The following is a 24,164-nucleotide window of genomic DNA, read 5'->3' on the forward strand; positions in this document are numbered from 1 at the left end:
GGCTCAAGACTCCTGGCGCTCGAGCAGCGCGGCGCGCAGTTCGGGCGCACTGGTTCTGGCGTCGAGCCAGATGGCGAAGAAAGCGCGGGCGAAGTCCGGGTCGTCGATCGTCCCGATGCTGCGCTCGTTGAAGTGGAACTGGGCCGCATGGGGCAGGTGCACGCCGACGATCCGATCGCCAGCACGGACATCCGGAAAGATCTGCAGCAGCCGTTCGCCCCAGGCTTTGAGACGCGGCTCGTCTGCCGCGCCGAGATGGCGCATCTCCTGCACGCTGGCATCGGCGATGTCGCGCCCGCTGATCTTCCGCTTGTAGGTCAGCGCGAGCGCCAGCGGCGGGCGCAGCGGATCGTCGCCACCGGCCCACAGCGTCGCCTCATAGATCAGGAAACCGAAGCGGCGGAATTCCCCGCTGCCCCAGCGCCGGAAACCGGCGGTGGGCGTCTTCGGAGCAGTCATCGCGAAGCCCGCCAGCGGCCACAGGGCGAGGGCCAGCAACAGGCGGCGCCTAGCGATGAGCGAGTTCGAACTGGACGACATCGATATTCCCGGCAAGGAAGCCTGCCTCGCAATAGCTGAGATAGAGGCGCCAGAGGCGGCGGAAGTGCTCATCGAAACCGAGCGCGGCGACCTGCGGCCAGTTGGCGTCGAAGGCGCGGCGCCACTCGCCCAGCGTCCGCGCGTAATCGGCGCCGAATGCGTATTCGCCGCGCACCGCCAGCCCCTGTCTGGCCGCCGCGGCACGGAAGGCCGGGCGCGACGGCAGCATGCCGCCCGGGAAGACATACTGCTGGATGAAGTCCGTTCCCTTGCGGTAGTCTGCGAACAGGTCGTCGCGGATGGTGATGCTCTGGATCACCGCCCGGCCGCCAGGCTTCAGCGCCCGCGCGACGGAGCGGAAGTAGGTCGGCCACCAGCGCTCGCCGACCGCCTCGAACATTTCGATCGAGACGATGTGGTCGAACTGCTCCCGGGTGTCGCGGTAGTCCTGCAGCCGGAGATCGGCTTGCGGCACCCGCTGCCGCGCCCATTCGAGCTGCGCCGGCGACAGCGTCAGGCCGGTGACCTGCAGACCTGCCGCGACCGCGAGCTCGGCGAAGCCGCCCCAGCCGCAGCCGATTTCCAGGACGCTCTGCCTGGGACCGGCCTGCAGGCGGCGCAGGATGCGGCGGTACTTGTTCCGCTGTGCGCATTCCAGGTCAGCGCCGTCGTCGGCGCCGAAGATGGCTGCGGAGTAGCTCATGCTGCGGTCGAGCCACAGCCGGTAGAAGTCGTTGCCGAGATCGTAGTGGGCCATGATGTTGCGCTTGCTGCCGGCCCGGCTGTTGCCATTCAGCCAGTGGCGCACACGTGCCGCGAGCAGGTTGCGCCACGAACCGTAGACCGCCTTCCGCAGTGCGTCGCGATTCCGCGCCAGCAAGGCCAGCAGTCCGGCGAGATCGGGCGAATCCCAGTGCCCGTCGAGGTAGGCCTCGGCCAGGCCGATGTCGCCACGCGCCAGAACCTGCCCGAACACCGCTTCATCGTGCACCTGCAGGGTGACGCCATGCTCGCCTGCCCCGAACAGGCGGCACGAACCGTCGGGCAGGCGAACTTCGAGGATGCCGCCGGCAATCCGCTCGAGGAGAGCGAGTACGCGGCAGGTGGCTGGTGTCGGGCCAACGCCGCCGCGCAGGGTCATCGTCTCGTTCATTTGCTTGATTCCTGAAGGGGTTGCTGTTGATGGGAAGAACGCGCACCGACGAAAGGCACGCCCTTGATCCACAGCCGGAGCGCCTGCCAATGGATGCGGAAGACGACCCCGGCAGTCAGCAGCGGCATGCGCAGCAGGGCGCCGAGCAGGGCGCGGCTAGACCACGTCTTCGCTCTGCCCGAGATCGAGGTGAGCAACAACGAGCCGGCCGTGTCGTCGTAGTCGATGCGGACCAGCGGACGCGCACGTTCGACCAGGAAGCGGAAGCGGTAGCCGCCCTCCACTTCGCAGAACGGCGAGACGTGGAAGGTCTTCCTCGCCATGACCGTCTGCGCCGCGCTCAGTGGCGCACCGTCGGCGTTGTGCAGCAGATAGGAGTGGCGACCGCCGAAGGTATTGCTGACTTCGGCGAGGACGGCGATCAGCTCGCCGCCGCGGTTGCGGCAGAACCAGAAACTGACCGGATTGAAGACGAAGCCGAACACCCGCGGGAAGCACTGCAGGATGACCTCGCCATCATCGGGCAGGCCGTGAGCGCGCAACTGCGAGCGGATCCACGGCAGCAGCGGCGAACCATCGCGCGGCCCGTGGTCTCTCTGGTGGAAACTGAGCAGATTGAAGCGATCGACCGAGAAAAGCGGGCCGCTTGCCGCCGCCAGATCGGCTACCGGCAACTGGACGAAGAAGACCGGATAGGTGAAGGCATTGACCACCGGGCGCAGACGCCGGTGCATCACCTGGCCGATCAGAAGACGCGGACGGGCGGTCATCGCGGCCTCAGGCGCTCGCCAGTTCGCGGCAGCGCAGCGCGGCCTCGCCCTGCCACGGGGCGTCGATGCCCATGGCGTTGGCAACGCGCAGGGCCGACTTGAGGCCGTCTTCGTGGAATCCGTAGCTGCCCCAGGCGCCGGCCAGCCAGATGCCGCCCGCACCCTGCACCTCGTCGAGACGCTGCTGCGCGGCGATGGCCGGGCCGTCGAAGACCGGGTGGGCGTAGTCGAATTCGGCGATGACCCGCTCCGGGTCGGGCGCGCGTGCCGGATTGAGGGTGACGACGACCGGCGTCGCGAAAGGCAGCGGCTGCAGACGGTTGATCAGGTAGGAAACCGCCACCGGCTGCTCGCCGGGCGTGCCGCTGCCGGCGGTGTAGTTCCACGCCGACCACAGTTTCTCGTCACGCGGCAGCAGGGCGCGATCGGTGTGCAGGACGGCGCGGTTGGGCTGGTAGCGGATCGCCGCCAGCACTTCGCGCTGCGCCTCGCTGGCGGTGCCGCCGAGAATGGCGAGCGCCTGGTCGCTGTGGCAGGCCATCACCACCTGGTCGAAGTGCTCGCCGCCGCCGGCGTGGGCCAGGCGCAGTCGGTCACCATCGCGGGTCACCGTGGCCACCGGACAGGCGAGTCGGATGTCGTCGAGTTGCGCGGCAATCTTGCGCACGTACTCGCGGCCGCCGCCCTTGACCGTGCGCCACAGCGGGCGGTCGAAGACCTGCAGCAGGCCGTGGTTGCGGCAGAAGCGGACGAAGGTGGCGAGCGGCGTATCGAGCATCTGCCCGGTCGGGCACGACCAGATTGCTGCGGCCATCGGCAACAGGTACCATTCGGCGAACGCCGCGGAGTAGCGACCGGCGCCCAGGAAATCCCGCAGGCTGCGCTGCCTGTCGGGGTAGGCGAGCAACCAGGCGACGCTTTCGCGGTTGAAGCGCAGGATGTCGGACAGCATGGCCCAGAACTGCGGGCGCAGCAGATTGCGCTTCTGTCCGAAGAGGGTGGCGAGGTTGCTGCCCGACCATTCGATGTCGGGGTTCTCCAGGCTGACGGCGAAGGACATCTCGGTTTCGACGCTGTCGACACCGAGCAGGGCGAAGAGCGCGATCAGGTTCGGATAGGTCCTGTCATTGAAGACCAGGAAGCCGGTATCGACCGGGTGCGTCCTGCCTTCGAGCGTGACGTCGACGGTGTTGGTGTGACCACCGAGATGGCTGCCGGCCTCGAACAGCGTCACGTCGTGCCGGCGGCCCAGCAGCCAGGCGGCTGCGAGCCCCGAGATGCCGGCGCCGACCACGGCGATGCGTTGCTTGTCCCGCATGATCACTCCCTATGCGTTGCTGCCGAAGAGTTCGGCGTAAGCCGAGTGGTTGTGGATCGACTCGAAGTTCTCCGAAGCGACCTTCCATTCGGCGATGCGTGGCTCGTCCATCAGGCGCAGCGCGATGTCGCGCACCAGGTCCTCGACGAACTTCGGGTTGTCGTAGGCGCGCTCGGTCACCCACTTCTCGTCGGGGCGCTTGAGCAGGCCGAAGACTTCACACGATGCCTCCTCCTCGGCCACGCGGACGAGTTCCTCGATGGTCATCGGCGAGCGCAGTTTCGCTTCCAGCGTCAGGTGCGAGCGCTGGTTGTGCGCGCCGTAGTCGGAGATCTTCTTCGAGCAGGGGCAGAGACTGGTGACCGCTGCCGTCACGCGCAGCGTCAGCGTGGCTGGCTGCCCTTGCGGCCGGTCGATGAGCAGCGTCGCGTCGTAGTCGAGCAGGCTTTCGACGCCCGACACCGGCGCCGTCTTGCGGATGAAGTAGGGGAAACTCATCTCGATGCGCCCGCTCGTCGCGTCGAGGCGCAACAGCATCTCCGCGAGCAACGCGAACAGGCCATCCTGTGTCAGAGCCCCGCTGCGACCTTCGAGGAGTTCGACGAAGCGCGACATGTGGGTACCCTTGACTTCGGGCGGCAAGCCGACGGTCATCGTCAGGCTGGCCACGGTATTCATGATCTCGCCACTGGCGGTCCGGACCTGCAACGGGTAGCGCAGCCCCTTGACGCCAACGTTCTGGATCGCCAGTCGGCGGCCATCGGCGGCCGACTGGACGTCGGGCAGGAAGAATTTTTCTGGTGCATTCATGACGATGACTCCGTGTGGGTTGGGGGCGGTCGAGCTACTTGAGGAACTCGTCGATCTTCTGCAGCAGGTCGCGGTCGTCCGGCCTGGTCGAACTGGTGTAGGCGACGACCCGCGAGGCATCGCGATTGATCAGGTATTTGTGGAAATTCCAGCGCGGCTTGCTGCCGGTGACTTCTGCCAGATTCCGGAAGAAGGGATTGGCGTTGCTGCCACTGACCGTCGTCTTGGCGACCATCGGAAACTCGACCCCGTAGGTCAGGCGGCAGAAGTCGGCGATCTCCTTGTTGCTGCCGGGCTCCTGCTCGCCGAAGTCGTTGGACGGGAAGCCGAGGACCACGAGCCCCTTGTCCTTCAGCCGCGCATGAAGCTTCTCCAGCCCGTCGTACTGCGAGGTGTACCCGCAGAAGCTCGCCGTATTGACCACCAGGATGACCTTGCCGGCGTACTGGCAAAGCGACATCGGCTTGCCATCCTGCAAAGCGGAAAAGCTGTGGTTGAGCAAGGGCGGGCAAGCCCTGGCGGAAGACGACGCAACGATCCCCAGCGTGAGCAGTGCGCCGACCAGCGTGGAGCGTTTCCAGTCAGTGACCATGTTCAACCTTTCGCGTATTTGTCCTGGACATTTAGGCCGTTTGTCTGTAATGTACGCGTCGAAATTGGAGATGTCAACAGAGTGTCTAACTTTTGTTCAGGACAATAATGGATAATCCCGGCTTCAACATCGCTGCCGTCGAACGCGACACAGGTCTGTCCAAGGACGTGCTGCGCGTCTGGGAGCGTCGCTACGGCTTCCCCGCCCCTGCTCGCGACGATCATGGCGAGCGTATCTATCCGGCCGAGCAGGTGGAACGTCTGCGCTTGGTGAAGCGCCTGATGGATGCCGGGCACCGACCCGGGAAGCTGCTGGCCACCCCCATCGATGAACTGAACGCTCTGGCGCCGCGGCGTCCGCAACCGCCGCCGGCGGTCGCCAGCGCCGGAGAGGAGCTCGGTGAGCTGATTTCGCTGATCAAGCGGCATGACGGCGCCGCCTATCAGGATGCGATGCAGCAGCGGTTGGCACGGCAGGGGCTGGTGCGTTTCGTCCAGGACAGCGTTGCTCCGCTCACCCGCCTCGTCGGCACAGCCTGGGAGGAAGGCTGCATCGAGGTCTTCGAGGAGCACCTGTTCACCGAACTGACCATGCGCCTGCTGCGCCAGGCGATCGGCAGCCTGCCCGGCGGCAAGCGAAGCCCGCGGATCATTCTCACCAGCGTCCCGGACGAGTTGCACGGCCTCGGCCTGCTGATGGCCGAAGCGCTGTTCGCGCTCGAAGGCGCCGAGTGCATTCCGCTTGGCACGCAGATGCCGCTGCTTGAAATCGCCAGCGCCGCCGGCGCTCACCGCGCCGACATCGTCACCCTGTCGTTCTCGGTCGCCTTCCCGCAACGCCAGATCCCCGGACTGCTGCAGCAGTTGCGCACGCTCCTGCCCGCCGACGTCAAATTGTGGGCCGGCGGTGGCGGCGTCAGGCGACTGCCCGAGGTTGCGGGCGTGGAACTCCTCGTTTCACTCGAACAGTCCATTGACGCGTTGGCAGCGTGGCGGGGGAAACAGACCTGACCCACCCCGCGCCGGTCGGGGAAAGCCGGACGATCACGCCAGACGGGGGTCGATCCCGGCTTTTTCCCCCGCCGTCGGTGACGACCCGCCGGCGCGGCCCGGTGTGGCCTTGCAGCCCGCTGATCACGTGCCGGTCGCCCGCGGCTTCTGGTCTTGCTTCTTGCGTGTTCCCCCGGGTCGACCGCGGCCATCGGACCGCGGTGCTCATGTTCGCGCGATGGCCCCCGGCAAGTCTCGCCAGCCAAAGATGTTTACGCCGCTGCGCACCTGGCTTTCGTCACCGCCATGAACCAACCAAGGGGGCAGGGCTTCGTCTTCGGCCATGCGGATGGCGCGTTGTCCGGCCCGGACGGTGTCGCTGGTGATGGTCTGGCCGGACTTGATCTCGACCATTTGCAGTCTGCCGCCTCGTTCGAACAGTAGAGTTTCGGCGCCTTGACCAGACGCTTGCCCAAGTTGCGGAAGCAGGGCGGCAGCGAATGGATCAGGTCGCTGGATTCGAGCACGGCAAGCCAGCTCTTGGCGGTGTTGGCGGTGATGCCTGCCTCGCTGGCCAGCGCGGAGACGTTCAGCAGTTGCCCTGCGCGGCCAGCGCAGAGGCGCAGGAAGCGTTGAAAGGTCGGCAGGTTCTGAATGTTCAGCACCTGCCGGACGTCACGCTCGGCGTAGGTGGCGATGTAACTGGCGAACCAGTCGGCAGGCTGGATGGCCTGGGCATGCAGTGCCGGGTAGCCGCCCATGAGCAAGGCGTTGTCGAGGTTCAGTTGCCCACTGCCGAGGGACGGGATTTCCGCTGCCGCAAGCGGCAGCAGCCGGGTCATGCCGGATTGGCGTGGCCCCGTGATCGCCAGCACGGGCAAGCTGTTGGCGAGGCGTTGCAGCGTTGGCCTCAGGAGTCGAGGCAACATTCATACAAATCACTTAGAGAGCCGAGCGAATTGTATGGCTTGGTTGGTGTGCTGGCGAGGAAGCATTGAGTCGGATCCAGCACGGCGGGTCTGTCGGCAAGACCAACCCTTGCTTGTCCGGGCGACGCGCCAATCGACCGCGCAGCCTGGCTTTCCGGCGCGCTATACTTGGCCGCTCAGCGTCGCCATTGACGAGAGGTCGCATGGGCCTGCCACTTCGCGATGATCGCTACCACACCTACGCCGACTACCTCGCGTGGCCGGAAGACCGCCGTTGCGAGCTGATCGACGGCACAGCCTACCTGATGGCGCCGGCGCCGACGCTGGAACATCAGGACGTCGTCGGTGAAATCTATTTCCAGATTCGGCTGGCCCTGGAAGGGAAACCCTGCCGCGCCTTCGTCGCACCGGTCGACGTCCGCCTGCCCAAGGCCGACGAGGCCGACGACCAAGTCGATACGGTCCTGCAGCCGGACGTCCTGGTGGTCTGCGACCCGTCTCGCCTCGACCGCCGCGGCGTACGCGGAGCGCCGGACTTGGTGGTGGAAGTGTCGTCGTCGTCCACCGCCAGCCACGATCATGTGTGGAAGCGGCGGGTGTACGAACGCTCCGGGGTCCGGGAATACTGGCTGGTCCATCCGATCGACCGGATGATCACGGTCTATCGCCTGCGTGATGGCGAGTATGGCAAACCGGAAGTCCTCGAGCTGAGCGGGGAAACCGCGGTCGGGGTGTTGCCCGGGGTGTCCATCCGCTGGGACGAGCTGGCCCAGAGGTTGCCGAAAGCGGAGTATTGAGCATCCGCCAGGCGTTTCGGCCGGGCCCCTGTCTGGCGCGCCCGGAAGCAGCTGACGCGGAATCGACCGCCGGCCTGGCGCACAGCCGCCCGGCCGGCCGGCGGCACCGTCTTCCGCCTGCCGATGGCCCGTGCGCATAGAATGCCGGGCATGCCCCCTTCACCGATCGACCACGAACGACACCGCCAGCGCGTCCGCACCAGCGGCCGCTGGCTGCCGGCGGTGGCCCGCGCGCAGGCGCGGGGCGCGAGGGCGCACCGTCGTCGCAACTGCCGGCGCGCTGCGCCCGCCGGCGGAAGATGAAACGGGCGCTGCTTCTTTCGGTCTTCGTCATCGCCTCTTGCGGGCTGGCGTATGAACTGATCGCCGCGACGCTCGCCAGCTACCTGCTGGGCGATTCGGTGACGCAGTTCTCGACGGTCATCGGCAGCTACCTCTTCGCCATGGGCGTCGGCTCCTGGCTGTCGCGTTACATCGGCCAGCAGCTCATCCAGCGCTTCATCCAGGTGGAACTGCTGGTCGGCGTGCTCGGCGGCTTCTCGGCGGCACTGCTGTTCTTCTCCTTCACCTGGTCGCCGGCGCCGTTCCAGCTGCTGCTCTACCTCGTCGTCTTCGCCGTCGGCGTGCTCGTCGGCCTCGAGATCCCGCTGGTGATGCGCATCCTCAAGCGCGACCTGGCGTTCCGCGAGCTCGTCTCGCAGGTGCTCACCTTCGATTACCTCGGCGCGCTCGCGGTATCGATCCTCTTCCCGATCCTGCTCGTGCCACACCTCGGACTGATCCGCAGCGCGCTGCTCTTCGGCGTCCTCAACGTCGGCGTGGCGCTGTGGACGTGGTGGCTGTTTCGCGAGCAATTGCCGAACGCCGGCTGGCTGCGGGCGCAGTGCGGCGTCGCGCTGCTCTCGCTGCTCACCGCATTCGCCGCCGCCGGCGAACTGACCACGCTCGCGGAAAGCCAGCTCTATGCCGACGAGATCGTCTACACCGAGAGCACACCGTATCAACGCATCGTCCTGACGCGCTGGAAGGACGATCTGCGCCTGCACCTGAACAACAACCTGCAGTTCAGCTCGCGCGACGAGTACCGCTACCATGAGGCGCTGGTGCACCCGGGCCTGGCGACCCTGCCGTCGGCGCGGCGCGTGCTCGTCCTCGGCGGTGGCGATGGGCTGGCGGCACGCGAAATCCTCAAGTACCCGCAGGTCGAAAGCGTCGTCCTCGTCGATCTCGACCCGGCGATGACGCGCCTGTTCGCCAGCGCACCGCCGTTGCGCAAACTCAACCAGGACGCGCTGAACTCGCCGCGCGTGCGGGTGGTCAATGCCGATGCGCTGCAGTGGCTCGAGGAGAACGACGAAAGCTTCGATTTCGTCGTCGTCGACTTCCCCGACCCGTCGAACTTCTCGCTGGGCAAGCTCTACAGCGCTTCGTTCTACCGCCTGCTCGACCGCCACCTGGCAGCGAATGGTCTCGCGGTCATCCAGTCGACCTCGCCGCTCTACGCCCGCCGCTCGTTCTGGTGCGTCGTCACGACGCTGGAAAGTCTCGGCCTGCTGGCCACGCCCTACCATGCGCTGGTTCCCTCGTTCGGCGAGTGGGGCTTCGTCATCGCCGGTCGCCGCCCGTACCGGCCGCCGCAGTCCTACGCCGTCGACACCCGCTTCCTGACGCGCGAGGCGACGCCGGCCCTGTTCGTCTTCCCGCGCGACATGGAACGTGTCGATGCCGAGGTCAACCGCCTCAACAACCAGGTCCTCGTGCGCTACTTCGAACAGGAGTGGCGCCAGGTGATCCGCTAGCACGATGGACCGGCGCGACTTCCTGGCCTCGATCGTCGCCGCCGGCGCGGCTTCGCTCGCCGCCTGCCGCAGCCCGACACCGCCGTTGCCACCCGGCGAACTGTTGGGAACCTCGCTCGACATCGGCCATCGCCTGCGCGAACCGGCGCTGCCGGCAGCCGGCGAGACGCGCAAGGTACCGGTGCTGATCGTCGGCGCCGGCGTCGGCGGACTGGCCGCCGGCTGGAAACTGGCGCAGGCTGGCTTCGCTGATTTCCTGCTCGTCGATCTCGAGTCCGAAGCCGGCGGCAACTCGCGCGCCGGCCGCAACGCCGTCAGCGCCTACCCCTGGGGCGCGCACTACCTGCCGCTGCCGACCCGCGAGTCGACCGCGGTGCGCGAACTTCTGGCGGAACTGGGCGTCCTGCTGGGAGATGCCCGCGCCGCGCGCCCCGTGTACGACGAACGCCATCTCTGCGCGACACCGCAGGAGCGTCTCTACCTCGACGGCCGCTGGCAGGAAGGCCTGCTGCCGCTGAGCGGCGTCGGCGCCGGCGAGCGCGGGCAGTACCGCCGCTTCGCCGACACCATCGCGGACTTCGCGCAGCGGCGTGACGCGGCCGGCCGACCGGCCTTCGCGCTGCCGATGGCGTTGTCGAGCCGCGCTGCCGATCTGTTGCGACTCGACCGCCTCAGCATGCGCGACTGGCTGCTGGCGCAGGGATTCGATTCGCCGCAGCTGCACTGGTACGTGAACCACGCCTGCCGCGACGACTACGGCACCGCCAGCGCTGCCGTCTCGGCCTGGGCCGGGATCCACTACTTCGCCAGCCGCAGCGGCGAGGCGGAGAATGCGGCCAGCGACACCGTCCTCACCGCGCCCGAAGGCAACGCCTGGCTGACCAGCGGCATGCTGCGCTCGATCGAGGCGCGCGTCGGCCAGCGCCTGCTGACCGGTGCGCTGGCCTTTCGCGTCGCGGGGGGCGAAGGCGGCAGCGGCAGCGGTCCGCTGGCGGTCGATCTCTGGCTGCCTGGCGAACAGCGGACGCTGCGCGTGCTCGCCGAACAGCTGATCTGGGCCGCACCGCTTTTTCTCGTCCCCTGGGTGTTCAACGGCCATACCCGGCTCAAGGACGCCGCGCGCCGCTACAGCTACGCCCCGTGGCTGATCGCCAACCTGACCCTGTCGCAGTTGCCGGAGGAGCGCAGCGGCGCGCCGCTGGCCTGGGACAACGTCCTCCATCGCGGCAGGAGCCTCGGCTACATCGTCGCGACGCACCAGCAGATGCGCCTGCGGCAGGGTGCCACCGTGCTGACCTGGTACCGGAGTCTCGACGAAGTCGCCCCGGCGATCGCCCGCGCCGCACTGCGCGAGACGCCGCGCGAGGCCTGGGCGGAGCAGATTCTCGCCGAACTCGAGCAGCCACACCCCGACATCCGGCGGATCACCAGTCGCCTCGACGTCTTCCGCAATGCGCACGCCATGGTTCGACCACTGCCCGGACTGATCTCGAGCGACGCCCGCGCGCTCTTCGCCGCCGATGGCGAGCGCCTGCGCTTCGCGCACGCCGATGTCAGCGGCCTCTCGTTGTTCGAGGAGGCGCAGTACCGCGGCATCCTCGCCGCCGAACGGACGCTGCGCCGGTTGCGGGTGCGCTTCGCCTCGTCGCTGGCGTAGTGCGCCGCGCGAACCCTGCGGCCATCAGGCCACGTGCGGCGACGCTGGGCGCCTTCCGCCAGGATGCCGCGCGCCGCTTCAGACGCGAAAGAGACCGACCGACTGACGCAGCTGAGCGGCCGTTCCCGCGAGATCCCTGGCCGTGCCGGCAAGCCTGTGTGCCGCACTGCTGTTCTCGCCGGCCCCACTCGCCAGCCTCTCGACGGAACGGGAAATGTCGCCACTGCCCTGCCGCTGCGCGGCGAGCCCCGCGGCGATCTGCCGCATGTCGGCAAGCAGCAGGCGAGCCAGCGCGACGATGTCTGCCATCGTCGCGCGCGCCCGGTGAACGGCATCGGTGCTGACGTGCGCCCGTGCCGAACCCTCGCGCATCCCCTGCATGGCACCCTCGACGCCGGACTGGATCTGGGTGATCATGGTCGCGATGCGGTCGGTCGAATGCGCCGTTCTTTCCGCCAGCTTGCGCACCTCGTCGGCGACGACGGCAAAGCCGCGCCCCTGCTCGCCGGCCCTCGCCGCCTCGATGGCAGCGTTCAGCGCCAGCAGGTTGGTCTGATCGGCAATCTCGCGGATCACGCCGACGATGCTGCTGATCTCCCGCGAATGTTCGCCGAGCACCTGCATCGAATCGGCGGTTGCCTGGACGTCGGCGGCAAGCGTCTCGACGACGGTCGCCGTGGCGGTGATCTCCTCACTCCCCTGATCGCAGCGGGCACCCGCCTGCTGCACCCGCTGCTCCACCGAAGCGGCTTGGCCCGCCATCAGCGAAATCCCATTCGAGATCTGGTCGATTGCGGCAACCATCGCACTCGCTGCGGAATCCTGGCTGCGCGCGCCCGCGGCGACCCCGTCGACGGTTTCCCCGACGCGTGCCGCCGACTCGGTGACCGTTTCGGCCGCAGCGCGAATCTCGCGGACGGTCTGTGCGATGTGGCCACCGGCCACCTCGATCGACCGCAACAGCTCCCCCACTTCGTCACGACGGCTGACGGCGCACGTTGCCGAAGTCAGATCGCCGCGCGCCAGATCGCCCAGACGCCTCGCCGCTTCACTGATGCCGGCGAGCAGCGAGCGGTCGAACAGGTAATTGGCGACGATGGCGAGCGAGATGCTGGCGACGAACACGGCCAGCAACACCCACAGGTCGGTATGCAGATCCGCCGTCTCGTTCGCTTCGACCTCCTGCAGCTCGCGCGTGCTCAGGGCCACCACATCGTCGATCGCTTGACGATGCTCGAGATAGCGCTCTTCGAGCTTGCGCAACGCGTCCTGTGTCGCCGCGCGGTCGCCAGCAGCGATGGCCGGCAGGAGCTGGCGATCTGCCAGTTCGAAGAACCCCAGCGCAGCCTGGTGGGCATCCTTGAGGAAACGGGCCTTGATGCCCTGCGGCAAGTCCTGGTCGAGCCAGAACTTGTGGCGCTGCTCGTAATCCTTGCGCAGCTGGCTGATCTTGGCGACGAGCGCTGCACGCTGACCGGCACGCTCCGGATCGGCGAGCTGCAGGACACTCAGGTACGATTCGATGATGTAGTTCGGTGGCGGCAGGATGTCGGCAACCAGATCCTTGTAAAGCACGATGCGGTTGTAGCCAGGACCGCCGATCCTCGTCTGGCTGATGGTGTGCCAGGTCCAGGCGCCGAACACCGTGAAGCCGACCGCCAGTGCCAGGCACACCAGGAAGAGCTGCATGCGAAGCGGAAATCTGCTCATTGGAGGGTCTCCAAAATTTGGCGACGGCGCATGTTAACCGATTTGGCCAGCGCATCGCTCCGGCTTCGGCGAGCAGTCGGGGGCGGCACGGAGACGAGGGATTCCCCGGCAAGTGACTCGGGGCCATGGACGGGCCTCTGTCCGCGATTCCCCCTTGGTCAATACTGCCTCAGTGCGCGGTGGGCCGGTGCATCACGCCAAAACGGTTTGCCAGCGCACCAAGCCGTTGGTCCAGCGTCCACAGCTCGGCGTCTGGCGTCATCAGGGTAGAGGCGAGCAGCAACAGGTCGACCAGACCGCAGCCCAACCCAAACAGCCGTTCGTGCTCGATGAAGTCCATGACTTCCTGGACGCTGGCCTGCCGGGTCGGTTGCAGGGCGTTGAGATCGAGCAGTGTTCGATTCCGCTGAGGTGGCGTTCCGCACGCGATTTCGCCGACAATCAGTGGATGCACCATGACCCGGTCAAGCTCGAGTAGAGCGGCCAGCGCGTCGTTGCGTCGGCGAAAGTGATCGACCCATACCGAGGTATCGACGAGTACACCTGTCAACGGGTTTCCTCACGGCGGCGAGGAATCTCCTGCATGTCCGGCATTTCGGCGCCCAAGGCGGCAAGCCGTTTCGCGGCCTGAACTCGCACGAACGTCTTGATGGCTTCGCGAAACAGATCGGCCTTGTCCATCGCGGGATCAGCAACTTCCAGTGCCCTCTCGTACAGGGCATCATCAATCGTCACGGTCGTTCTCATAGGCATCTCCCGTCATCTCCACAGATGGCATTGTGCATCAGAACTGATGCCAAGACAAATGGAGATCGGGGCGACACCCGGAGCGCGGCCTGCATTTCCCCTGCCTGCCACGGTCCGGAGCCACCTCTGCCGACGAGAACGGCGATGCTGCGCGCCGTGCGCAACGCTCTATCGAGCAGTGGATGCCAGTGATCCCGGCGCTGGATTTGACTGCCGCAGCGATGGACGTTATATTACTGACCAGTCAGTCACTAACCGGAACCCATGCACCCCACGGCCCACCACGAGCCTTCGTCTACCGCGCCGGGCGCGCCGGCGACTCGCGGCCGGCGCAAGGACGCGCGCCCGTCCGAATTGCTGGCGGCGGGATTGGCGATCTTCGTGGACAGGGGCTTCGCCGCCACCCGGCTCGACGATGTCGCGCGTCGCGCCGGGGTCGCGAAAGGCACCCTCTATCTCTACTTTCCGAGCAAGGAAGCGCTCTTTCAGGCGGTGATCGAGGATGGCATGGTGGCGGCGCTGCTGGCCGCCGAGGAACGGATGGCGGCCCATCAGGGCAGCGCCGCCGAGCTGTTGCACGAGTTGCTGCTCGGCTGGTGGCAGCAGATCGGCAGCACGGCGCTGGCCGGCGTCAGCAAGCTGATCATTTCGGAAGCGCGGAACTTCCCCGAGATCGCCGACTACTATCGCGACCGGGTGATCGCCCGCGGCCGCGCGCTGCTGCGCGAGGCGCTCGAACGGGGCATCGACCGTGGCGAGTTTCGCCCGTTGAACGTCGAGGCAGCGATCGACGTCATCATCGCGCCGCTGCTGATGCTGGCCATCTCGCGCTCCTCACTGCGCCTCTGCGGGCAACAGGTGTCGCCCGAGGACTATCTCGAGACGCATTTCGAGCTGCTGCTGCGCGGCCTCAGGCCGGCCGGGGAGCAGGCGTGAGAGCGGGCGACGCGCGCTCTGCGTTTGCCCCGCTGCTGCCTGCCCTGCTGCCGGCGGTGCTGCTGCTCGCCGCGCTCGCCGGCTGCGGCCGCGAGGCGCCGGCGCCCGAGCCACCGCGGCCGGTGCTGACACGGGTACTCGGCGAGACCGCCGGCGAGGCGACGCTGAGCTATTCGGGCGAGGTCCGCTCGCGCTACGAGACGCCGCTCGCCTTTCGCATTCCCGGCAAGATCACGGCCCGGCTGGTCGATGCCGGCGCCGTCGTCAAGGCGGGTGAGATCGTCGCCCGCATCGACCCGGCGGACAGCCTGCTGTCGGTCGAAGCCGCCAGCGCGCAACTCGAACTCGCCGCCGCCGACGTGCAGCGCTGGCGCAACCTGCGGGCGCAGAACTTCGTCAGCCAGGCAGCGCTCGACGGCAAGGAAACCGCCTACCGCGCGGCGCGCGCGCAGGCCGAGCTGGCGCGCAACCAGTCGGCCTACACCGTGCTGCGCGCCGAGCAGGCCGGGGTCATCGGCCTGGTGACGGCGGAGATCGGGCAGGTGGTGGCTGCCGGCCAGACGGTCATGCGCCTGGCGCGGGCCGACACGCTCGAGGTGGCGATCTCGATCCCCGAGGCGCGCATGCCCGAGGTACGTTCGCTCGGCAGCGCGGAGATCAGCCTGTGGGCCGACCCGCAGGCACACTACGGTGGAACGCTGCGTGAGCTGTCGCCGGTGGCCGACCCGGTGACGCGCACCTATGCGGCCAGGGTGGCGATCCGCGAGCCCGACGCGCGCGTCCTGCTCGGCATGACCGCGACGGTCCGCTTCCTGCGCCAGGATGGCAGCAACCGCCTGAGCGTGCCGTTGACGGCGATTTTCCAGCACGCCGGGCGACCGGCCCTCTGGGTGGTCGACGCGCAGCAGACCGTCAGCCTGCGACCGGTGCGCATCGCTGCCTACCGCGAGGACAGCGCCGTCCTTGCCAGCGGCGCGACGGCCGGCGAGCGCATCGTCGTTGCCGGCGTGCACAAGCTGAGCGACGGCGACCGCGTGCGCGTCATCGAGCAGCCCGAAGGCCGCGGCACGACGCCGGGCAGCCGCGCGGCCGATGCGGCGGCGCGATGACGGCGCCGAATCTTTCCGAGTGGGCGTTGCGCCACCGCACGCTGGTGGCCTACCTGATGGTCGTCCTGATGCTCGCCGGCGTCTTCTCGTACTTCCGGCTGGGCCGCGCCGAGGACCCGGACTTCACCTTCAAGGCGATGGTCGTGCGCACGCTGTGGCCCGGAGCGACGGCGCCGGAAGTGCAGTTGCAGATCACCGAGCGCATCGAGAAGAAGCTGCAGGAGGTGCCGTGGGTGGACGTCCTGCGCTCGCAGACGCGCCCCGGCGAGTCGCTGATCACCGTCCTGCTGAAGGATTACACACCGAAGAAGGAAGTCCCGGAATCGTGGTACCAGGTGCGCAAGAAGATCGGCGACATGCGCCATACGCTGCCGCAGGGCGTCGTCGGCCCGTTCCTCAACGACGAGTTCGGTGACACCTTCGTCACCATACTGGCGCTGACCGGCGACGGTTTCGACCTCGCCGCGCTGCGCCGCGAAGCGGACCGCATCGGCCGCGAGCTGCGGCAGCTGCCGGACGTGAAGAAGATCGAGCTGTTCGGCGTGCAGGACGAGAAAATCTTCATCGAGGTGTCGCACGCCAAGCTGGCGACGCTCGGCCTCAATCCGCTGGCCATCTTCGACGCCCTGCAGCGGCAGAACGCGATGACGCCATCGGGTTTCTACGAGACGCCGTCCGACCGCGTCCGCATCCGAGTCTCGGGGGATTTCGAGTCGGTCGAGAACATTCGCGAAATCGGCATCCAGGCCGGTGGCCGCCTCTTCCGCCTCGGCGACATCGCCAGCGTCGGGCGCGGCTTCGCCGATCCGCCGGCGCCGCGCATGCGGGTGCAGGGGCACGATGCGATCGGCATCGGCGTCGCCATGAACCGCGGCGGTGACGTGATCCGCCTCGGCGAACGGCTGCACGCGACACGCGAGCGCCTGCAGCGGCAGCTGCCGCTGGGCATCGACCTGCATGTCGTCGCCGACCAGCCGCAGATCGTCCGCGAGTCGATGAACCTCTTCATGTCCTCGCTCGGCGAGGCGGTGCTGATCGTCCTCATCGTCTCCTTCATCAGCCTCGGCCTGCGCACCGGCGCCGTCGTCGCGCTGTCGATTCCGCTGGTGCTGGCGGTGACCTTCCTCCTCATGTACGCCTTCGGCATCGACCTGCAGCGCATCTCGCTCGGCGCCCTGGTGATCGCCCTCGGGCTGCTGGTCGACGATGCGATCATCGCCGTCGAGATGATGGTGGTGAAGATGGAGCAGGGCTGGGATCGCTTCCGCGCCGCGACCTTCGCCTACACCTCGACCGCCTTCCCGATGCTGACCGGCACGCTGATCACCGCCGTCGGCTTCATGCCGGTGGGCCTCGCCAAGTCGGGTGCGGGCGAGTACACCTTTTCCATCTTCGCCGTCGTCAGCATCGCGCTGCTGGTGTCCTGGGTGGTGGCGGTGGTCTTCACCCCGTACCTCGGCTATCTGGTCCTCGATGCGGCGAAGCTGCAACGGGCGGCTGCGAAGCATGGCGCGGATCCCTACGACACCCCGATCCATCGTCGCGTGCGGTCGAGCGTCGACTGGTGCCTGCGGCATCGCTGGCTGGTCATCGGCGCGACACTGCTCGCTTTCGTGGCGGCACTGGCCGGACTCGGCCTCGGCGTCCAGAAGCAGTTCTTTCCCGCCTCCAGCCGACCCGAGGTGCTGGTCGACCTGTGGCTGCCGAACGGCTCGTCGTTGAAGGCCACCGAGGCCTATGCCAGGCGCGTCGAGGAACTCCTCGCCGAGCCGGAGATGGCGCGCTCGATCCGCTACCACGCGAGCTACATCGGCAACGGCAGCCCGCGCTTCTACCTGCCGCTCGACCAGCAGCTGTTCAACGACGGCTTCGCGCAGTTCGTCATCACGACGCACGACATCGCGGCACGCGAGGACCTGCGGCGCCGCCTCGAGCAGCGCTTTGCCGATCCCGGTGGCGAATGGAGCTACCTGCGGACGCGCGTGCTGCGCCTCGAGAACGGCCCACCGGTCGGCTTCCCGGTCGTCTTCCGCGTGTCCGGCGAGGATATCGGCGAGTTGCGGCGGGTGGCCGCCGAGGTGGCGGCGGTGATGCGCGACAGCCCACAGCTGAAGGAGGTCAATTTCGACTGGAACGAACTCGGCAAGTCGATCCGCGTCGACATCGACCAGGACCGCGCGCGCGCACTGGGCATCAGCTCGCAGGAACTCGCCGCCTTCCTCAACTCGATGCTGACCGGTGTCGCGGTGACCCAGATGCGCGAGGGCGACCAGTTGATCGACGTCGTCGCCCGCGCCGCCGGCGACGAGCGCGCACGCATCTCGGCGCTGGCCGACATCAACATCCACACCGGCAACGGTCGTTACGTGCCGCTGGCGCAGCTGGCGAAGATCAGCTACGAGCTGGAAGAACCGGTGATCGCCCGCCGCAACCGGCTGCCGACGGTGACAGTGCGCGCCGACATCCGCGACGGCATGCAGGCGCCCGCCGTCACGACGCGCATCGACCCGCTCCTCGACCCGCTGCGCGAGCGCCTGCCACCGGGCTTTCGCATCGAGGCCGGCGGTGCCACCGAAGAGTCGGCGAAGGGCGAGAACTCGATCAAGGCGGTGATGCCGCTGATGCTGGTCAGCGTCATCACGCTGCTGATGATCCAGCTGCAGAACGTCGGCCGCATGCTGCTCGTGCTGCTGACGGCACCGCTCGGGCTGATCGGCGTCGCGGGTGCCCTGCTGCTCTTCCAGGTTCCCTTCGGTTTCGTCGCCAACCTCGGGGTGATCGCGCTCTCCGGCATGATCTTGCGCAACTCGGTGATCCTCGTCGACCAGATCGAACAGGACGAGAAGGCCGGCAAACCGCCGTGGGAGGCGATCGTCGGTTCGACCGTGCGCCGCTTCCGGCCGATCATGCTGACCGCCGCTGCCGCCGTCCTGGCAATGATTCCGCTGACACGCAGCGTCTTCTGGGGCCCGATGGCAGTGGCGATCATGGGCGGGCTGATCGTCGCCACGCTGCTGACGCTGCTCTTCCTGCCGGCACTCTATGCGGCGTGGTATCGCGTGAAACCAGGCGAGTGCTGACAGCCACAGCGGCAATCACGCCCAGGATCGCTCGTCCGCGCCAACCGCTTTGACATCGGTCCCGCCGACAACCCCTGCCACATTGCCACAGGCAAGACGGTCGCCGCCGGCAGAGTCGCTGTTCCCACCCGGGCACTCCCGCGGGAAGCGGCCTTGCCGGGGCCCAGCCAACTTCCGAGTGCCCCCAGAACAAGGTGCCGGGAACGGTTTGACTCGACCCGCAAATGTCGGCGATACTGCCTCCAAACGGCAGGCACAATTGCCATCTGGATCGGGCAGAGGCTCTTCATGGCTATAGAGTTGCAGCACCTGATTGATCGAATCAATCAGGAAGCGGTGGAAAAAGGTGAGCAGGAAGCCAATCGCATCCTTGCACAGGCAAGGGAGCAGGCCGCAGCGCTGGTAAGGGAAGGCGAAGCCGCAGCCCGGGCGCACCGCGAGCAGGCGGAGAAGGACTCCGCGGTCTTCGTCGAACGGAGCACGCGCACCCTCGAGCAGGCGGCGCGAGACCTGCTGATCAGCGTCGGACAGGCTGTGGAAGACATCATTTCAGACATCGTCAGCGACGCCACCGACGAGGCCCTCGACCCCGACACCCTGAAACGCATGATGGTGAAGATGGCTCAGGCTTACGCCGAAAGAAACGGTACCGAGAGTCGCATCGAAGTCCTCGTCGGCAAGGAGGACCAGTCGGAACTGGTGCGATTTTTCGCCCGCCAGTACCGGCACCGCCTGGTCCGAGGCCTCAACATCCGCGCCAACGCCGGCGTGCGCCGGGGTTTTCGCGTCATCCTCGACAACGATCGGGTGCACCACGATTTCACCCGGCCAGCGATCGCCGAAGCTCTCGGGAACTTTCTCCGCCCGCACCTGGCCGAGATCGTCTTTCGTGCTGCGCGTGCGGCGAGCAGCAGTAAGCCCGACTGATCCGCGTACAGGCTGACCATGTCCTACCACTACCTGGTCGCCAGCCTGCCGATGTTGTCCCTGGATGCGCCGCCGCCGTTCTCTTCGCGAGACTTCCTTTCACACTGTCACGGCGTGCTGAAGACGAGCGATCTGGCCGTCCTCGAGGCCATTGTCAGCGGCAGCATGGTTATCGGGAATGCCGCTGCGGCCACCTGGAGCGCACGCGAGACGCAGACACGCAACCTCATTGCACAATTTCGCGCTGCGCGCCTGGGGGTCGACCCCCGTCCTTTCCTGCGCGATCACAGTGGCTACGACGTCGCCCTGGCACAGGCGGTCACCGACGCACTGGCCGCAGCCACACCGGTCGAGCGCGAGCAGGCCCTCGACCGGTGCCGCTGGAGCATTGCCGAGGAGTTGTCCCGCGCGGCTCCCTTCGGCTTCGCTGCGATCCTGGCTTTCGCCATCAAGCTGCGCATCGCCGAGCGCTGGGCCCGGCTGACCGAAGCGGCAGGCGAGCGCCGGGTTGAGGCGCTGCTGGCGGCCATGAGTCAGGCGCCGGATACTGCGGCGCACGGCGACACTCCGGACCATCCGGCGCGATCGGCAGCGCCACGAGAATGAGCAGACCATGAGTGAAAACAGCGGAACGATCATTGGCATCAACGGTAATCTGTTGACCGTGGAGTTCACCCAGGCGGTGGTACAGAATGAAGTCGCCTACGCGGTGATGGCTGACCGACGACTGAAGGCCGAGGTGATCCGCATCCGCGGTTCCTACGCGGACCTGCAGGTATTCGAGGACACCACAGGACTCAAGGAGGGTGACCGGGTCAAGTTCACCGGGGAGATGCTGGCTGTCGAACTCGGTCCCGGCCTCCTGACACAGGTCTTCGACGGTCTGCAGAACCCGCTGCCACAGCTGGCAGAGCATTGCGGGTTCTTCCTGCAGCGAGGAGTCTATCTCGATGCCTTGCCGCGCGACCGCCTCTGGGCCTTCACGCCGACGGCCGCACCCGGCGACCGCGTCACGGCCGGCGAGACGCTCGGCAGCGTCCCCGAGGGCATCTTTCAGCACCGCATCATGGTCCCCTTCAGACTCCGCGGAGCGTATACGGTCGAGCGGATCGCCGCGCCCGGAGACTATACGGTCAGCCACCCGATCGCCACATTGCGCGGCGCCGACGATGCGGTGGTCGAGGTGACGCTGGTGCAGCGCTGGCCAGTGAAGATGCCCATCCGCGCCTACAGCGAGCGACTGCGTCCGGGCGAGCCACTGGTGACCAAGGTGCGCATTGTCGATACCTTCTATCCCGTGGCACGCGGCGGCACCTACTGCATACCTGGGCCCTTCGGCGCAGGCAAGACGGTGCTGCAGCAGATCACCAGCCGCTACGCGGATGTGGACATCGTCATCGTCGCGGCGTGCGGCGAGAGGGCCGGCGAGGTCGTCGAGACGCTGCGCGAGTTCCCGCAGCTGACCGACCCGCGAACGGGCAAGAGCCTGATGGATCGGACGCTGATCATCTGCAACACGAGTTCGATGCCGGTTGCAGCGCGCGAAGCATCGGTCTATACCGCCGTCACGATCGCCGAGTATTACCGCCAGATGGGCCTGAACGTACTCCTGCTGGCCGATTCGACCTCGCGCTGGGCGCAGGCCCTGCGCGAGATGTCGGGTCGGCTAGAGGAAATCCCCGGCGAAGAGGCTTTCCCCGCCTACCTCGAGTCGGTGATCGCCGCCTTCTATGAGCGCGGCGGGATCGTCCGGTTGAAGGACGGCAGCCTGGGCTCGGTCACCATCGGCGGCACGGTCAGTCCGGCCGGTGGCAACTTCGAAGAACCCGTCACCCAGAGCACGCTCAAGGTCGTCGGCGCCTTTCACGGTCTTTCCCGGGAGCGTTCGGACCAGAGGCGCTTCCCGGCCATCGATCCGCTCGATAGCTGGAGCCAGTACCCCGGGGTGGTTGCTGCCGAACAGGTGAGTCTCGCCCGCCGCATCCTGCACAACGGCAACGAGGTGAAGCAGATGATGAAAGTGGTTGGCGAGGAAGGCACTTCAGTCGATGACTTCGTCGTCTTCCTCAAGAGCGAGTACATCGACGCCGCGTACCTGCAGCAGGACGCCTACCACGAGGTGGATGGAGCGAGCAGCGCCGAACGCCAGCGCTACGTCTTCGAGCGCATCCACCGTCTGCTGGGTAGCCGGATGAGCTTCAACGACAAGGACAGCGCGCGCCGCTTTTTCCAGCGCCTGACGCAGACGACCAAGGACTGGAACCGGGTGAACCAGGACGACGCAGACTTCCTGCAGATCGAGCGGCAGCTCGAACAGATGCTCGCGGAGGTGTCACAGGATGCATAAGGTGTATCAAGGCATCGATCGGATTGCCGGCAACGTCATCACCGTCCGGGCAACCGGCGTCGGCTACCGCGAACTGGCCCAAGTCAGCTCACGCCATGGCAGCTCGCTGGCGCAGGTGATTCGCCTGCAGGGCGGCAGCGTCGATCTGCAGGTCTTCGCGGGGGGTCGCGGCATCGCCACCGATGCCGAGATCCGCTTTCTCGGACGGACGATGCAGGTGCCCTTCTCACGCTCCCTGCTTGGGCGGGTGTTCAACGGCAGCGGACAACCGCGAGACGATGGTCCGGAGATCAGCAAGAACCTCATCGACATTGGCGGGCCATCGGTCAACCCGGCGCGGCGAATCATCCCGCGGCGCATGGTACGCACGGGCATCCCGATGATCGATGTCTTCAACACCCTGGTGGAATCGCAGAAGCTTCCCATCTTCTCCGTCGCCGGCGAGCCGTACAACCACCTGCTGGCGAGGATCGCCATGCAGGCCGAGGTGGACGTGATCATCCTCGGCGGCATGGGACTGAAGCACGACGACTACCTGTTCTTCCGCGATCTGCTCGAAGAGAACGGCGCGCTCTCGCGCGCCGTTCTCTTCATCCACACCGCCTCCGACCCAGTGGTGGAATGTCTTCTGGTACCGGACATCGCACTGGCCGTGGCCGAGCATTTCGCGCTGCAGAAGCAGCGCGTCCTCGTCCTGCTGACCGACATGACCAACTTCGCCGATGCAATGAAGGAGGTCGCCATCACGATGGAGCAAATCCCTTCGAATCGCGGCTACCCCGGCGACCTCTACTCGCAGCTCGCCGCCCGTTACGAAAAAGCGGTCGACTTCGATGCTGCCGGCTCGATCACCATCCTGGCGGTGACCACGATGCCGGGGGACGACGTCACGCACCCGGTGCCGGACAATACCGGTTACATCACGGAAGGACAGTTCTATCTGCGCAACGGCCGCATCGAGCCCTTCGGTTCGCTGAGCCGACTGAAGCAACTGGTCAATGACCAGACGCGCGCCGACCACCGCACGATCATGAACACCATGATCCAGCTCTACGCCTCCTACATGGAGACGCTCGAGAAGCAGTCAATGGGCTTTCGCATGAGTGCCTGGGACAACAAGCTGCTCGCCTACGGCCAGCGCTTCGAGAACGAGCTGATGGACCTCAAGGTGAACATCCCGCTCGAACAGGCCCTGGACCTCTGCTGGCAGATCCTTGCCGACACTTTCGAGCCGGCGGAGACGGGAATCGCGTCGAGACTGACTGACCAGTTCTGGCCCGCCCGCTGACATCCCACAAGGCAAGGACGCTGACCGCCACCGATGGCAAACATCAAGCACACCAAGAACGAGCTGAAGGCGCAGCGGGAAGCGCTGAAGCGCTTCGAGCGCTACCTGCCAACCCTGCAGTTGAAGAAGCAGCAACTGCAGTTGGAGGTTCGCCAGCTCGAAGCCACGCTCGAGGTGGCGCGTGCTGCGGAGCAGCAGGACCGTGCGGAGCTTGCGAAGTGGGTTCGCCTGTTCGCCGAACCGGTGGAATGGCAAGACTGGTTGAGCGTGCGCGACATCCGCCTCGGCCAGGGAAACATCGCCGGGGTGGCCATCCCCGTACTTGCTGGCGTAGATTTTTCCCGCCAGATCCCCGACCTGTTTACCACACCGGCCTGGCTGGACGACGCACTCGAGATGCTGCAGCGGCGCATCCAGCGGCGCCTGGAACTGCAGGTACTGCAAGAGCAGTTGCGCCGGCTGGCTGTTGAGTTGCGCACTACCAGCCAGCGCGTGAATCTTTTCGAAAAGGTCAAGATACCCGAGGCCAGGGAGCACATTCGGGTCATTCGAATCTTCCTCGGCGACCAGATGACCGCCGGCGTGGCACGCTCGAAGATGGCCAAGGCGAAGGCCACCGAGCAGTTGACGGCCACCTGACGAAGCACATGGCCGCCCATCCAGTTT

22 protein-coding genes are annotated in these 24,164 nt (G+C 66.8%); 12 read left to right on the forward strand and 10 right to left on the reverse strand.

The window, feature by feature from the left end:
• Nucleotides 1-3: 3 nt before the first annotated feature.
• From V5B60_RS04290 to V5B60_RS04315, 6 genes are read right to left on the reverse strand one after another with little or no spacing between them, the layout of a single operon-like run.
• Nucleotides 4-540 carry a chalcone isomerase family protein gene (locus tag V5B60_RS04290; protein ID WP_332345788.1) on the reverse strand — a complete coding sequence of 179 codons (537 nt, stop codon included), beginning with the start codon at nt 538-540 and terminating at the stop codon, nt 4-6.
• Entirely contained in the window at nt 509-1,693 is a 1,185-nt protein-coding gene (locus V5B60_RS04295; protein WP_332345789.1) for a cyclopropane-fatty-acyl-phospholipid synthase family protein, read from the reverse strand. Before V5B60_RS04295 ends, V5B60_RS04290 begins: the two co-directional genes overlap by 32 nt.
• Nucleotides 1,690-2,463 (reverse strand): DUF1365 domain-containing protein, encoded by a 774-nt coding sequence (locus V5B60_RS04300; protein WP_332345790.1) that lies wholly within the window; start codon nt 2,461-2,463, stop codon nt 1,690-1,692. Before V5B60_RS04300 ends, V5B60_RS04295 begins: the two co-directional genes overlap by 4 nt.
• A gap of 7 nt (nt 2,464-2,470) precedes the next feature.
• The gene (locus tag V5B60_RS04305; protein ID WP_332345791.1) at nt 2,471-3,781 is read right to left on the reverse strand and encodes an NAD(P)/FAD-dependent oxidoreductase; all 1,311 of its coding nucleotides are present in this window, start codon (nt 3,779-3,781) and stop codon (nt 2,471-2,473) included.
• Nucleotides 3,782-3,790: 9 nt separating this feature from the next.
• Complete coding sequence (gene folE2, locus V5B60_RS04310; protein ID WP_332345792.1) at nt 3,791-4,591, reverse strand: GTP cyclohydrolase FolE2; 801 nt, start codon at nt 4,589-4,591, stop codon at nt 3,791-3,793.
• A gap of 34 nt (nt 4,592-4,625) precedes the next feature.
• Nucleotides 4,626-5,183, reverse strand: coding sequence for a glutathione peroxidase (locus tag V5B60_RS04315; protein WP_332345793.1), 558 nt, complete (start codon nt 5,181-5,183; stop codon nt 4,626-4,628).
• A gap of 107 nt (nt 5,184-5,290) precedes the next feature.
• On the opposite strand from V5B60_RS04315, the gene V5B60_RS04320 reads away from it, so the two are divergent.
• Complete coding sequence (locus tag V5B60_RS04320; protein WP_332345794.1) at nt 5,291-6,193, forward strand: MerR family transcriptional regulator; 903 nt, start codon at nt 5,291-5,293, stop codon at nt 6,191-6,193.
• Between the two features lie 251 nt (nt 6,194-6,444).
• Here V5B60_RS04320 and V5B60_RS04325 read toward each other — a convergent pair whose 3' ends face one another.
• The gene (locus V5B60_RS04325) at nt 6,445-7,101 is read right to left on the reverse strand and encodes a DUF4143 domain-containing protein (RefSeq protein WP_332345795.1); all 657 of its coding nucleotides are present in this window, start codon (nt 7,099-7,101) and stop codon (nt 6,445-6,447) included.
• Nucleotides 7,102-7,304: 203 nt separating this feature from the next.
• Here V5B60_RS04325 and V5B60_RS04330 point away from each other — a divergent pair, with 203 nt between their 5' ends.
• From V5B60_RS04330 to V5B60_RS04340, 3 genes are all read left to right on the forward strand, one after another.
• The gene (locus V5B60_RS04330; RefSeq protein WP_332345797.1) at nt 7,305-7,898 is read left to right on the forward strand and encodes a Uma2 family endonuclease; all 594 of its coding nucleotides are present in this window, start codon (nt 7,305-7,307) and stop codon (nt 7,896-7,898) included.
• A gap of 299 nt (nt 7,899-8,197) precedes the next feature.
• Complete coding sequence (locus tag V5B60_RS04335; protein WP_332345798.1) at nt 8,198-9,697, forward strand: polyamine aminopropyltransferase; 1,500 nt, start codon at nt 8,198-8,200, stop codon at nt 9,695-9,697.
• Nucleotides 9,698-9,701: 4 nt separating this feature from the next.
• Entirely contained in the window at nt 9,702-11,354 is a 1,653-nt protein-coding gene (locus V5B60_RS04340) for an NAD(P)-binding protein (protein WP_332345799.1), read from the forward strand.
• A gap of 78 nt (nt 11,355-11,432) precedes the next feature.
• Here V5B60_RS04340 and V5B60_RS04345 read toward each other — a convergent pair whose 3' ends face one another.
• From V5B60_RS04345 to V5B60_RS04355, 3 genes are all read right to left on the reverse strand, one after another.
• Nucleotides 11,433-13,064 (reverse strand): methyl-accepting chemotaxis protein, encoded by a 1,632-nt coding sequence (locus tag V5B60_RS04345; RefSeq protein WP_332345800.1) that lies wholly within the window; start codon nt 13,062-13,064, stop codon nt 11,433-11,435.
• Between the two features lie 169 nt (nt 13,065-13,233).
• Nucleotides 13,234-13,614 (reverse strand): type II toxin-antitoxin system VapC family toxin, encoded by a 381-nt coding sequence (locus V5B60_RS04350; RefSeq protein WP_332345802.1) that lies wholly within the window; start codon nt 13,612-13,614, stop codon nt 13,234-13,236.
• Nucleotides 13,611-13,811, reverse strand: a complete 201-nt coding sequence (locus tag V5B60_RS04355; protein WP_034936575.1) for a type II toxin-antitoxin system VapB family antitoxin — start codon at nt 13,809-13,811, stop codon at nt 13,611-13,613. Before V5B60_RS04355 ends, V5B60_RS04350 begins: the two co-directional genes overlap by 4 nt.
• A gap of 264 nt (nt 13,812-14,075) precedes the next feature.
• Here V5B60_RS04355 and V5B60_RS04360 point away from each other — a divergent pair, with 264 nt between their 5' ends.
• The 8 genes from V5B60_RS04360 (at nt 14,076) to V5B60_RS04395 (ending at nt 24,137) form a co-directional block, all read left to right on the forward strand.
• Nucleotides 14,076-14,747, forward strand: a complete 672-nt coding sequence (locus V5B60_RS04360; protein WP_332345805.1) for a TetR/AcrR family transcriptional regulator — start codon at nt 14,076-14,078, stop codon at nt 14,745-14,747.
• Complete coding sequence (locus V5B60_RS04365) at nt 14,744-15,856, forward strand: efflux RND transporter periplasmic adaptor subunit (RefSeq protein ID WP_332345807.1); 1,113 nt, start codon at nt 14,744-14,746, stop codon at nt 15,854-15,856. The genes V5B60_RS04360 and V5B60_RS04365 overlap by 4 nt, the downstream gene beginning before the upstream one ends.
• On the forward strand, nt 15,853-18,936 hold the full coding sequence (locus V5B60_RS04370) for an efflux RND transporter permease subunit (protein WP_332345809.1): 3,084 nt from the start codon (nt 15,853-15,855) through the stop codon (nt 18,934-18,936). The genes V5B60_RS04365 and V5B60_RS04370 overlap by 4 nt, the downstream gene beginning before the upstream one ends.
• Nucleotides 18,937-19,224: 288 nt before the next feature.
• Nucleotides 19,225-19,863 carry an ATPase gene (locus tag V5B60_RS04375; RefSeq protein ID WP_332345810.1) on the forward strand — a complete coding sequence of 213 codons (639 nt, stop codon included), beginning with the start codon at nt 19,225-19,227 and terminating at the stop codon, nt 19,861-19,863.
• An 18-nt stretch (nt 19,864-19,881) separates the two neighbouring features.
• Complete coding sequence (locus V5B60_RS04380) at nt 19,882-20,469, forward strand: DUF2764 family protein (protein ID WP_332345811.1); 588 nt, start codon at nt 19,882-19,884, stop codon at nt 20,467-20,469.
• 7 nt (nt 20,470-20,476) lie between these two features.
• A complete protein-coding gene (locus V5B60_RS04385) occupies nt 20,477-22,210 on the forward strand; it encodes a V-type ATP synthase subunit A (protein ID WP_332345812.1) in 1,734 nt (577 codons plus the stop codon).
• Nucleotides 22,203-23,498, forward strand: a complete 1,296-nt coding sequence (locus V5B60_RS04390) for a V-type ATP synthase subunit B (RefSeq protein WP_332345813.1) — start codon at nt 22,203-22,205, stop codon at nt 23,496-23,498. The genes V5B60_RS04385 and V5B60_RS04390 overlap by 8 nt, the downstream gene beginning before the upstream one ends.
• Before the next feature lie 33 nt (nt 23,499-23,531).
• Nucleotides 23,532-24,137: a V-type ATP synthase subunit D gene (locus tag V5B60_RS04395; protein ID WP_332345814.1), complete on the forward strand. Its 606-nt coding sequence runs from the start codon at nt 23,532-23,534 to the stop codon at nt 24,135-24,137.
• Nucleotides 24,138-24,164 lie beyond the last annotated feature (27 nt).

The organism is Accumulibacter sp. (assembly GCF_036625195.1).
Classification (GTDB): Bacteria; Pseudomonadota; Gammaproteobacteria; order Burkholderiales; family Rhodocyclaceae; genus Accumulibacter.